The organism is Methylobacter luteus IMV-B-3098, from assembly GCF_000427625.1.
Taxonomy (GTDB): domain Bacteria; phylum Pseudomonadota; class Gammaproteobacteria; order Methylococcales; family Methylomonadaceae; genus Methylobacter; species Methylobacter luteus.
Genome location: NZ_ATYJ01000014.1, coordinates 84,153 through 97,115, shown reverse-complemented (window position 1 = coordinate 97,115; position 12,963 = coordinate 84,153). Strand labels below are relative to the sequence as shown.

At 56.9% G+C, this 12,963-nt stretch carries 7 protein-coding genes; all 7 read left to right on the top strand.

Annotated features, from left to right (window positions below; genetic code table 11):
* The 7 genes from METLU_RS29045 to METLU_RS0100395 all read left to right on the top strand — a co-directional run bounded on the left by METLU_RS29045 (position 1) and on the right by METLU_RS0100395 (position 12,787).
* Positions 1-3,627 carry a heavy metal translocating P-type ATPase gene (locus METLU_RS29045; protein ID WP_081678969.1) on the top strand — a complete coding sequence of 1,209 codons (3,627 nt, stop codon included), beginning with the start codon at positions 1-3 and terminating at the stop codon, positions 3,625-3,627.
* 328 nt (positions 3,628-3,955) lie between these two features.
* Complete coding sequence (locus METLU_RS0100420; protein WP_027156521.1) at positions 3,956-4,294, top strand: hypothetical protein; 339 nt, start codon at positions 3,956-3,958, stop codon at positions 4,292-4,294.
* Between the two features lie 129 nt (positions 4,295-4,423).
* Complete coding sequence (locus METLU_RS0100415; RefSeq protein WP_155920336.1) at positions 4,424-4,855, top strand: hypothetical protein; 432 nt, start codon at positions 4,424-4,426, stop codon at positions 4,853-4,855.
* Positions 4,856-4,950: 95 nt separating this feature from the next.
* Positions 4,951-6,252, top strand: a complete 1,302-nt coding sequence (locus METLU_RS0100410; RefSeq protein WP_036242590.1) for a TolC family protein — start codon at positions 4,951-4,953, stop codon at positions 6,250-6,252.
* On the top strand, positions 6,249-7,754 hold the full coding sequence (locus METLU_RS0100405) for an efflux RND transporter periplasmic adaptor subunit (RefSeq protein ID WP_027156518.1): 1,506 nt from the start codon (positions 6,249-6,251) through the stop codon (positions 7,752-7,754). Before METLU_RS0100410 ends, METLU_RS0100405 begins: the two co-directional genes overlap by 4 nt.
* 1 nt (position 7,755) lies before the next feature.
* Positions 7,756-10,875: an efflux RND transporter permease subunit gene (locus tag METLU_RS0100400; protein WP_027156517.1), complete on the top strand. Its 3,120-nt coding sequence runs from the start codon at positions 7,756-7,758 to the stop codon at positions 10,873-10,875.
* 262 nt (positions 10,876-11,137) lie between these two features.
* The gene (locus tag METLU_RS0100395) at positions 11,138-12,787 is read left to right on the top strand and encodes an ISL3 family transposase (protein ID WP_027156516.1); all 1,650 of its coding nucleotides are present in this window, start codon (positions 11,138-11,140) and stop codon (positions 12,785-12,787) included.
* The last annotated feature ends 176 nt before the right edge of the window (positions 12,788-12,963 follow it).

The window sequence follows — 12,963 nt, the reverse complement described above, 5'->3', positions numbered from 1 at the left end:
ATGACGGAAAAGGTCGATGTCGACAGGGCGAATTCGGAAGCCGTGCTGGCCACGAGCCGGTTCATCCATCGAAAGATTCTGGTCCGGCTGTTTCTGGGATGGCTGTTCCTCAGCGTGGCGATCGGTGGTGTCTTCTTGTGGCTAGAGCTCGATCGCATCCAGCAGTCCGTCCATGACCTCGCACTCAGGGAATCCGCAGCATTCAGCGGGGCATCCGCCCACAACCTGGAACGGCTCGACTCCGCGGCTTATCAACACCTGACGGACTTGGCGCAGCAACTGGTCAATCAGCATTTCCTGGTCGTTGAGCTGTATGACCGCAACAAGCAACTCAGGCTGGAAGTCATCCGGCCGGGACAGGAGTTTGCCGAGCAAGACATCGACCGCTATCGCCATGGATTTCCACAGACGAATGAGCCTGTTCACGATTTTCATTATGTCCGAGGCGAGTTGCTGCTAGTCATCCTGGTGCCACTACATGACGCCCGGGGATTGCTGACCGGTTATTTCGAAGGTATCTATCAGGTCGATCGCAAGACCCGGGATTCGATCAAGGAAGACCTGGGACGCAGGCTGGTGTTTGTTACCCTCGGCATCACGTTCACGACGCTGCTGATGTATCCGATCGTACTAACCCTCAATCGAGGGCTGATCAAACTGTCCGGCGACCTGCTGAAAGGCAACTTGGAGTTGATGAACGTGCTCGGTTGCGCGATTGCCGAACGCGATGCCGCGACCAACAGTCATAACTACCGGGTCACGTTTTATGCGCTGCGGCTGGGTGAGGCGATCGGTCTCTCCCGAGAGAAAATTCACGATCTGATCGCCGGCGCCTTTTTGCATGATGTCGGCAAGATCGGCATCCGTGATCCCATCTTGCTCAAACCTGGCAAACTGACGCCGGAAGAGTTCGAGGTCATGAAAACCCACGTGTCGCTGGGTGTGGATATTTTGAGTCAATCGAGTTGGTTAGCCGGTGCTAGGGATGTGGTTGAATTTCACCATGAGCGATACGACGGCAGCGGCTACCCGCTAGGAATCCAGGGTGAAGCCATTCCTCTGAATGCGCGCATATTCGCTATCGCTGATGTCTTCGATGCCCTGACGACAAGGCGTCCCTACAAGGCATCGTGGCCGGTGTCCGATGCCATCGCCATGCTGGAACGGGACAGCGGCAGTCACTTCGATCCGCAGCTGGTGAGGATTTTTGCAACGATTGCCCCCGCGCTGTATCAGGAGATGTGTTGCATTGAAGCGCACCAGATGGAAGCAATGCTGCAGCACCGCATCGCTTACTATTTCCTGGCCAGTGCCACTGGCGCCGAGGAAGAGACACGCCGCCCTTCGTTTAATATTTTGGAGAACCTGAAAATGGCCATAAAAATTAAATCGACTACCCAAGCGCCCGTATACACCTGCCCGATGCATCCGGAAGTGCGTCAGTCGCAGCCAGGCAGTTGTCCCCAATGCGGCATGGCTTTGCAACCCATGGCCATGCCAAGCCCTGAATCACGAACCCAATATGTCTGCCCCATGCACCCTGAGATTGTGCGCAATGAACCGGGGAACTGCCCGATTTGCGGCATGTCCCTGGAGCCGCGAATAGCCGAAGTGGAAGCCGAAGACCACGAGCTCAAGGATATGTCGCGACGCTTTTGGGTCAGCGCTGCCTTAACCCTGCCGTTGTTCATGCTGGCCATGGGCCATGACCTGTATCCGGCCGCCATACCCGATTTTCTGGATGCGCGCAGGCTGCAATGGCTGCAATTAGCGCTGGCCACGCCTGTGGTGCTGTGGGGCGGCTGGCCGTTTTTCGTGCGCGGCTGGGCTTCTTTGATCAATCGCAGCCTCAATATGTTCACACTGATCGCTTTGGGCGTTGGCGTGGCTTGGGGCTATAGTCTAATAGCCACGGTCTGGCCCGATCTGTTTCCAGCCAGCCTACGCAGCATGGGGGGCTGGGTACCGGTTTATTTTGAAGCGGCTGCTGTCATTACTACCTTGGTGCTGTTAGGACAAGTTCTGGAACTGCGTGCCCGTAGTCGCACAGGGGCCGCTATCAAAATGCTGCTGGGGCTTGCGCCGAAGACAGCCCGTCTTGTGGAGGAAGACGGCAGTGAGCGCGATGTGCCTCTGGAGCAGGTACAGCCGGGTGATGTGTTGCGGGTGCGCCCGGGCGAAAAAGTACCTGTGGACGGGACTGTTATTGAAGGCGCCAGTGCCGTTGATGAATCCATGGTGACGGGCGAATCCATCCCCGTAGAAAAAATGGCGGGTAGCCGGCTCATCGGCGCCACGGTGAACGGGACCGGCACCCTGCTGCTGCGTGCCGAGCGGGTAGGATCTGATACCCTGCTGGCGCAAATTATCCATATGGTCGGCGAGGCGCAACGCAGTCGCGCACCGATTCAGAAACTGGCCGATACGGTTTCTGGCTATTTCGTGCCGGCGGTGATAGCTATCGCGATCGCCACGTTCATCATCTGGTCCGTCTGGGGGCCTGAGCCACGCTTGTCACACAGCCTTGTCAACGCCGTGGCCGTGCTCATTATCGCCTGTCCCTGTGCATTGGGGCTGGCCACGCCCATGTCCATCATGGTGGGCACCGGACAAGGCGCTTTGGCGGGTGTGTTGATCAAAAATGCCGAGGCGCTGGAGGTCCTGGAAAAAATCGATACCTTGGTGGTGGACAAGACCGGCACGTTGACCGAAGGCAAGCCGCAGCTAGTCTCCGTGGTGCCGGCGAAAGAGATGGATGAGCAAACGTTATTGCGCCTCGCCTCAAGCTTGGAACGCGGCAGTGAGCATCCCTTGGCGGCGGCGATCGTCAACGGTGCGCAGCAGCGCGGCATCCAAGCGGTAACCGTGGAGGAATTTCAGTCTCTGACGGGACGGGGGGTAACCGGCAACGTGGAGGGGCATTCGGTCGCGCTAGGCACTGCGATGCTCATGGACGACTTGGGCATTCCAATTGGCAGTCTGGCTGATACAGCGGAAACGCTGCGTCAGGAAGGGCAGACCGTGATGCTGGTGGCAGTAGATGGCCGGGAAGCGGGCCTTCTGGGGGTGGCCGACCCGATCAAGGATTCCGCGTCAGAGGCCATCGCCGCTTTGCACAAGGAAGGGGTGCATATCGTCATGCTGACCGGGGATAACCGGATTACCGCGCAGGCGGTAGCGCATCGGTTAGGTATCGACCGGATCGAGGCAGAAGTGCTGCCCGACCAGAAAGCGGCGATGGTCAAGCGACTGCAAGCTGAAGGCCGTAGGGTCGCCATGGCCGGTGACGGTATCAACGATGCGCCGGCCTTGGCGCAGGCGCATGTTGGTATTGCTATGGGCACCGGCACGGATGTGGCTATGGAAAGCGCGGGCGTAACGCTGGTGAAAGGTGATCTACGCGGCATTGTGCGGGCGATCCGGCTCAGTCGGGCCACCATGCGCAATATCCGCCAGAATCTCTTCTTTGCTTTTATTTATAACAGCTTGGGCGTGCCCATCGCTGCTGGCGTGCTGTACCCGGCATTTGGCCTGCTGCTGTCGCCCATCATTGCGGCGGCAGCGATGAGCTTTAGCTCGGTATCGGTGATTGCCAATGCGTTACGGCTTAAATGGACCCGTCTATGAGCCACCTAATATGGAACTAATCCTATGAGTAGAGGAGACGTGCATCTCCACACTAAATGACTTAAGGGCTGTAGAGGTTGAATTATTAATATTTTTACCCTTGCTCTAATTAGGTGCATGGAATTTTACCAATGCACCACTACTGTGCAGCTTGCCTCAATTGCAAGCTAAAGAACAGCTAATCGACCGAATTCAATAATGGCTCAGTTTGTGCTTAAAGTAAAAGTTCATAGTGGCACTGATGAGCTTGGTCTCGTGCCTCTACGAATTATAAAAAACGTGATGAATCAATTGTTTCTTTCACAGCTGATAAATTAGGAGAACATCTATGAAAACGAAGTTACTCATTGCCTTACTTTTAGCCATAGGCTTAGCCACTGCATGCACCGAAAGGGTCTCTCATCCAATGGACATGAGCCAAGCTCTGGAAAATGCAGCATCCAATGCCGATCATGAAGCGCTGGCAAAGCACTATGAAGACGCGGCGAGAGAAATACAGCTTAAAGCCGATGAGCATAAAAAGCTTCTTAGCCACTATGAGGCAAAAGGCTATGTCTATGGTAAACAGGCACTAGATCTTCAAACGCATTGCCGAGGATTGATTAATGCCTATGAAAAAGCGGCCGAAGAAAACTTGGAAATGGCCAAGCTGCACCGTCAAATGTAGCATCTCACATAAGCTAACGATGGGGGTTCTGTCAGCTGCATTCGATAAGGCAATGGCTTTATCTACTTCAAGTAATACACGTTGTGAGTTAGAATCGATCTCAAGAATTCCTACTGGACAGAATCCCTTGTGCTAACTACGTTGCGTTCTCCAAGACATCGCCTTTGCCTGCACATCCTGCTGTGCGTGCTGTTGGTGAGCTGGCTTGCCATGCTGGTTTCGGCCACCTGTGCCATGCCAAGCCCATGGATTCTCTCGTCTGCCGGCGCCATGCCGGCAGGCTGTTCGGAATCGGAGCACGTTGCTTCGCAACCTATTGGGCATATTGCTATGCCTGATCAAGACTGTTCGTTCCAGCCCTGCCTGGACTCGCCGCCCAACCCGGCTTTTGAGTTCAAGATGGATAACCCCCAGATGCCGATCCTCGCGCTATGCCTGATCGGTTTGATCGGATTTTTACTGCCCTACGCTCCCCGACAACCGCGCATTGCCCGCGCAACGGCGCCTCCAATCGGCAGACGGATTCTGCTGATTTATCGTTTCTGTACGCTGCTGAATTAGCCTTTCTCTCGAAGCCGAGCTGCGCTCTTTAACGCGCGAAGGGGTTACCGCGTCTGGCGGAACCTGTTTTTTTTCGATTGAGAAAGGAAAAATTTATGTCTCCCTTATTATCCCGTTGGCGGCCCTGCCGTGTGTCTTGGATGCCGGCAGCCTGCTGGCTGACCCTGTTTTCAAGCACGCTCTTAGCCGATGAGCCCATTCTGACACTCGAACAGGCGATCAGTATGGCTTTGGCCGACAATCCCAGCCTGGCCCAGATCAAGGCCCGCAGCGAGGCGATGGCGGCGATTCCGTCGCAAGAAGGCAGTTTGCCTGACCCTACCCTGAATTTCGGGGCGCTCTATCTGCCTACGGCCAACGGCCTCAACCTGCAAAAAGAGGATATGACCATGCTGGAAGTGGGCATCAGTCAGCCCATACCGTTTCCCGGCAAATTGGCCTTGCGGGAAAAAGCCGCGACTTTCGAGGCCGAAGCCGCCGCCCATACCGTGGAGGAAGCGCGTCTGCAACTGGCCCGCGAGGTCAACATTCACTGGTGGCAACTGATGTTCGTGCACCGTTCATTGCTGATCATCAGCGATACCGAGCAACAGCTTAAGCAACTGGCCAGGATTGCCGACACTCAGTACCGGGTCGGCAAAGGACTCCGGCAGGATGTGCTGTCAGCGCTGCTGGCGCAGACCCGACTCACCAAGGAAAAGGCACAACACCTCGCCATGCACAGGGCTGAACTCGCACGCTTGAACGCCTTACTCAACCGTCCAGCGGACAAAGCTGTTCACTTGCCTGACGCCGTGGATGTGCATTTGCCGGCTATTGGCTCTGCTCCGGATCTGCAAGCCCAGAGCGAAAAGTCCCGCCCCCGCCTGGCCGAACGGAAGAACGCCATCGATGCGGCCCAAAGCCGGCTGGAACTGGCAGAAAAGGATTATTACCCGGATTTCACGGTAGGCACGGCCTATGCCTTTCGTCAGAATACGCCGGATGGCCAGAGCCGCAGTGACTTTGCCAGCGTGCAATTAAGCATGACGTTGCCCATTTACACCGGCCGCAAGCAGGCGAAAGCCGTCAATCAGCGTCAAAGCGAATTGCTCAAGGAGCGATATGCACTGGATGAAGCGCACCGGGAAATCCAAACCGAAATCAACGCTGCCTTGGCTCTCTACCAAGGCAGCGTTGAACAGTTTGAGCTGTTAAAAAACGACATGCTGCCGCTCGCGCAACAGAACGTCGCCGCCTCGCTGAGCGCCTACCAGGTCGGCAAGGCGGATTTTCAGAGCGTGATCCAGGCCCAAAATGCCTGGTTCGATTACCAGACTCAGTATTGGCAGGCATTGGCCGAGGCGCACCAGGCCCTGGCGCAGTTAGCGGCGGCGGTCGGGAAGGAGCCCTTATGAATAAAAGCCTTCTATGGACGGCGCTCGCGGCCGCCGGCTTAGGCGTAATGGGTGGTTATTGGCTGGCTTCCTCCCGGGAGGGAGGGAGTGCGACAACGGCACCGAGTGCCGAGCACATAAGTACCGCAACTCCGGCCCAAACCGAAAAGAAACCAGCCTTCTACCGCCATCCGATGAATCCGGCCATCACCTCACCGGTGCCAGCCAAGGATGACATGGGCATGGATTATGTTCCCGTCTATGAGGAAGCGCCTAAGGCCGAAAAAACTCAACCGCCTGCAGGCGGCGCTGAGCAGCCGAAAGGCAAAATTCTCTACTACCGTCATCCGATGGGGCTGCCGGATACCTCGCCGGTCCCAAAGAAAGACTCGATGGGCATGGATTACATCCCCGTCTACGCAGAAGAAGACCATCGAAACGAAGCTCAAGTGCTGAGCATCAGTACCGAAAAGATCCAGCGACTCGGCGTCAAAACAGCACCGGTCGAATACACTGAAATCGCGTACCCGGTTCGCAGCGTCGGCAGTGTCGAAGCCGATGAGCGGCGGCGCTATGACGTGACCCTCCGTTTTGATGGCTTTATCGAAAAGCTCTACGTGAACGCCACGGGGCAATCGGTGACGCGTGGTCAGCCCCTGTTCTCACTGTACAGCCCGGACCTGATTTCTGCCCAGCACGAATATCTGGAGGCCAAGAGCGGTCAAGCGGCGCTCGGCAATGGCGAGCCCTGGCTGCAATCCGGCATGAAAAGCCTGACCGACAGCAGCTTGGAGCGCCTGCGCAATTGGGGGATCTCCGCTTCTGAACTGGATCGTCTGCAACAACAGGGCACGGTTACTCATGCCGTGATCGTTCGTTCGCCGGCCTCCGGCGTTGTCCTGGAAAAATCGGCCGTGGCCGGCGCCCGGGTGATGACAGGCGAAACACTGTTCAAGATTGCCGACCTGTCTCAAGTCTGGATTATGGCTGAAGTCTATGAACAAGACATCGGCTTGATCAAGCTCGGACAGTCCGCTCGAGTGACGTTTGATGCCTATCCCGGCCGCACGTTTAAAGGCAAGGTGGGCTTCATCTATCCTACGCTGAACCCTGCAACTCGCACTGCCAAGATCCGTATTGAACTGGCCAATCCCGACCACCTGTTCAAGCCGATGATGTATGCCCAGCTGGAAATCGCCACGCAGACGCACCGAGCGCTGGCGGTGCCAAGATCGGCGATATTGGAAAGCGGGCGACGCGCACTGGTGCTGGTCGATCGAGGCGAAGGTCGCTTCGAACCGCGTCCGGTCCAGATAGGGCTGCGTGGCGAAGACCAGATCGAGATAGTGGAAGGTCTGAGCGAGCAGGAACGCGTGGTCGTTAGCGCCAACTTCCTGATTGATTCCGAGAGCAATTTGAAGGCGGCTTTAAGCGCCTTTAAACCCGCCGGCCCAGAAACCCAAGGTCCCGCTCCGGCTGAACCGCCACCTGCTGGTGAACATAGCCATCACGGAGGGAGGTGAGATGCTGGGCCGGATCATTGAATGGTCGGCACGCAACGCGTTTGTCGTGCTGCTGACCACCGTCTTTATCGTCATCCTGGGTATTTATGCCATTTGGAAAACCCCGCTCGATGCCTTGCCCGATCTGTCGGATGTACAGGTGATCGTTTACACCGAGTATCCTGGCCAGGCACCCCAAGTCGTCGAGGATCAGGTAACCTATCCCCTGAGCACGGCCATGTTAAGCGTGCCGCGCTCCAAAGTGGTACGCGGCTTTTCATTTTTCGGCGCCTCGTTTGTGTACGTGATTTTCGAGGATGGCACCGATGTTTACTGGGCTCGCACACGGGTGCTAGAATACCTGAATTTTGCGGCCAGCCGATTGCCGAAAGGCATCACGCCAAACCTCGGCCCCGATGCCACGGGTGTCGGTTGGGTCTTTCAATATGCGCTGCTCGGTGTCCAGCATTCGCTCGCAGAGCTCAGAACCTTGCAGGATTGGTTTCTCCGCTACCAACTCACCAAAGCACAGGGGGTGGCGGAAGTCGCCAGCGTCGGCGGCTTTGTCCAGCAATATCAGGTGATCGTCGATCCGCGCAAGCTTCAGGCCTATGGTGTCCCGTTATCGACGGTCAGCCAGGTCATCGCAGAAAGCAACCGCGATGTCGGCGGGCGTGTGGTCGAGATGACGGAAACCGAATATATGGTGCGCGGCAAAGGCTATTTGCGCGGCATCCGCGACATCGAGGATTTGGCCGTGAAAACCGAGGGTGGCACGCCGGTCCTGATTCGCGATGTGGCACGCGTGCAATTGGGACCGGACGAACGGCGGGGCATCACCGAACTGAACGGCGAAGGCGAAGCGGTCTCCGGCATTGCGATTGCCCGTTATGGGCAGAATGCGCTGGACGTGATCGATAACGTAAAAGCCAAACTCCAGCAAATAGCGTCCGGTTTACCACCAGGTGTGTCCATAACGCCTGTCTATGACCGCTCTGTGTTAATTCTCAAGGCCATCACCAACTTGCGCGACAAATTGATCGAGGAGAGCCTGATCGTCGCTCTCGTCTGTATTCTGTTCCTCTATCATGTGCGCAGCGCTCTGGTCGCCATCGTGATGCTGCCGATCGGCGTGCTGATCGCGTTTATCGTCATGCATGGGCTAGGCATTAATTCCAATATCATGAGCCTTGGCGGTATCGCCATTGCCATTGGCGTCATGGTGGATGCGGCCATCGTGATGATAGAAAACGCCCATAAACATCTCGAACGCGCAGAACCGGGTGCCAATCGTCTGGACCTGATGATCCAGGCCGCTAAAGAAGTCGGCCCGGCCTTGTTCCTGAGCCTTCTGGTCATCACCGTCTCCTTCCTGCCCGTTTTTGTCCTTGAAGAGCAGGAAGGGCGGCTATTCAAGCCTCTGGCCTACACCAAGACCTTCGCGATGGCGGGAGCGGCCTTTTTATCCGTGACCTTGGTGCCGGTATTGATGTGGCTATTCATACGCGGGCGCATTGTCCCGGAACACCGCAATCCGCTGAATCGCGCACTGATCTGGCTGTACCGTCCGGTTATTGAAGGCGTATTGCGCTGGAAAAAGCTGACGATCGCCGGCGCCGTCGTCGCCCTGGCCATCACGACTTACCCAGCATTGAAATTGGGCAGCGAATTCATGCCGACCTTGAACGAAGGCACCTTGCTCTTCATGCCGATGAGTCTGCCCGGCATTTCCGTCACCAAGGCGGCGGAAATCATGCAAACCCATAACCGTATTCTGAAAAGCTTCCCTGAGGTTGAATCCGTATTTGGCAAAGCGGGGCGAGCCTCAACCGCTACCGACCCGGCGCCGTTGGAAATGTTCGAGACGGTAGTCAATCTCAAGCCGGAAGCGCAATGGCGAACCGGTATGACTATCGACAAGCTCATCGCTGAAATGGATAGCGCCACGCAGATGCCCGGCGTGACCATTGCCTGGACCATGCCGATCAAGAACCGCATCGACATGCTTTCGACCGGCATCCGCACGCCGATCGGCATTAAAGTGTTCGGCAATGACCTTGGGCAAATGGAACAACTCGCTACCCAGATCGAAGCGGTCGTCAAAACCGTGCCAGGCACAACCAGTGCCTATGCGGAGCGAATCACCGGCGGCTATTACCTGATCATTGAGCCGAACCGGAAACAACTGGCCCGCTACGGGCTCAGTGTCGGGAACTTTCAGGATGTGATTGCCACGGCTTTAGGCGGTGAAACGGTCACCACTACCGTGGAAAATCGGGAACGCTTCAATGTGAGTGTGCGCTATCCGCGTGAGCTGCGCGATTCACCCGATAGGATCGCTACGCAGGTCTTAGTGCCCACGCCCGGCGGTGCGATGATTCCGCTGGGGCAACTGGCTCAGGTCAATCTCGATAAGGGTGTGCCGTCAATCCGTACCGAAAATGCCTTGCTCTCCGCCTATATCTTCGTCGATATCCGCGGCCGCGACATCGGCAGTTATGTGGCCGATGCGCAACGCGCGGTACGGAATCAGGTGAAGTTTCCGCCCGGTTATTATGTCACTTGGAGCGGCCAGTTCGAATACATGGAGCGCGCGAAAGCCAAGCTGGCCATTGCTGTGCCGATGACTTTGTTTATCATCTTTCTGTTGCTGTACCTGAATTTCAAGCGTCTTACCGAAACGCTCATTGTCATGCTGTCATTGCCCTTTGCGCTCGTGGGCGGCGTGTGGCTCATGTACTGGTTGAACTATAACCTGAGTGTGGCGGTCATCGTCGGCTTTATCGCTTTGGCCGGCGTAGCTGCAGAGACCGGCGTAGTCATGCTGATTTATCTGGATCATGCTTGGGAAAAGATCAAGGCCAGCAGAGCGGCGGCAGGTCAATCTCCGGATAGAGCGGATCTGTACGATGCGATCCGGGAAGGGGCGGTAGAGCGCGTCCGGCCCAAGATGATGACGGTAGTCGCCATTATGGCAGGGCTACTGCCCATCATGTGGGGAACGGGGACTGGCTCGGAAGTGATGCGCCGCATCGCTGCCCCGATGGTAGGTGGCATGGTGTCGTCTACATTGTTGACCCTGGTGGTCATTCCGGCGGTTTATGCGCTGGTTAAAGGTTATTCAATGCATCGAAAAAAATAAATCGGCTTCTTTCCCTCTATCCATTATGTGAGGAACTCTAGGAATGAGAGTCTCTATCATTAGACACGGTTGAGCGAAAGCCTGTTTACCGCTTCGCGTCAATGATGGATTACTGAAGCCCGAATTTCATTTGCAATTAGAATGAGCCCATGAAAATGGAATGCGAGCCCATGCGGGTAAATGCAAGCTCAGTGGCATTTATTTTGGGGTCTTGCTCACTTTTGGTGATGATTTCTCAACCGGCTATCCCCATATCAAGGAGATGCATTTCCTTGTTCAACAACTCCTCGCGTTACCCGATCTTCGCTTTGATGCCTGGCGGGTTGAAACTACGCAAACTCAGTTTGTACTGCAGTTAACCTCCCTACAGCCAACCCCTTCTTGCCCGGGCTGCCATCAGCCGGCGGCACGCCTCCACAGCCGCTATCAGCGCACACTGACGGATCTGCCGTGGAGTGGTTATGGCCTTCAGATTCAGCTCAGCGTGCGTAAGCTCTTCTGTGACAACGCTGCTTGCTCACGACGAATTTTCACCGAACGTCTGCCCGACCTGGCCGAACCGTGGGCACGACGCACGAATCGCTTGGCCGAACGTCTGACCTCTATCGGCCTGGCTTTGGGCGGGGCACCCGGGGCTCGGCTGAGCGACCGCCTCGGCATCAGGGTGTCTCGTCATACCCTGTTACGGCTGATACGCCGTCAACCTTTGCCGGACGGACCAGCGCCAGCTATTCTGGGGGTTGACGACTGGGCCCATCGCAAACGCCAAAGCTACGGCACGATCCTCGTCGATCTGGAGCAAAGCCGGCCGGTCGCACTGCTCGCCGACCGCCAAGCCGATACCCTGGCCGGCTGGCTGTGCGCACATCCCGGCGTCAAGATGGTGGCCCGGGATCGGTCCATCGCCTATGCGGAGGGGATTCGCGCGGGTGCGCCGCAGGCGATCCAGATGACCGATCGCTTTCATTTGCTGCAGAACCTAAGCGAAGCACTCGATCAGGTCTTCAGCGCCCATGGTTCCGCACTCACTGAGGTCAAGAAGCAGCTTAAGTCGGAACCGAGTATCCCTGCCGGCACCGTCACGGTGCCACCAACCCGACCGCCGCCTCTGGCGAGGCAACGGGCCGAACAGCGCCGGGCGCGGCGCCTCGCCCATTACACCCGAGTCTGGGAACTGCACCGCCACGGCTGGTCTGATCGCGTCATTGCCCGACAGTTGGGCATCGGCCGCATGACCGTGACCCGCTACCTTCAGGCCCCGGTCTTTCCGGAACGCAAGGAGCGCAGCGATCGGGGCAGAAGCCTCTTGGATCCCTACAAAGCCTACCTGGTCGAGCGTTGGAATGCGGGGCAGCGTGAAACCTTGGCGCTGTTCCGCGCGCTTCAAAGCCAAGGCTATGGCGGTAGCTATGCTACAGTAGCGCGCTACACCCGCCGGTTGCGAGAGGCCCAGGGACTCAAGCCTCGACAGCGGCCTCCGGGGCAACTGCCCAAAGTTAATCAAACTCGGCTGCGGGCGCTCACTACCCGACGTGTCACGCGGCTGGTATTGCAACGACCCGAACAACGCATCGAGGAGGACGAACGCTTGATCCTGCAGCTTAAAGCGCAACATGCGGAATTAGCAGCCGCCATTGAACTCGCCCGCGAGTTTGCCGCGATGGTCCGTCAACGGCAGCCCGACCGCTTTGATCACTGGCTGGTGCGCGCTGCCCAGAGTATCTGCCCCGCCTTGCAGCGCTTTGCCAAAGGGCTGCGCGACGACTATGACGCCGTGAAAACCAGCCTGATCTTGCCCTGGAGCAACGGTCCGGTCGAAGGCCACATCAACCGGCTCAAAACGCTGAAGCGGTCGATGTACGGGCGTGCGGGTCTGGATCTATTAACCCGGCGGTTTTTATTAGCCGCCTGATGCCTTTGCGGCCGGTTGTTGCTACGCCCGCACCTGACACGCCAGGCCTGTCCTAAGGATCTCAGTCTTCCAGTCGTTCGTTCAAAATCCAGTACCGCAGTCAATCGCTACGACACGCTGACTGCTGAGCCAGAATAACTTTTGAGTTTTGCATCACCAAAAGTGAGCAAGACCCT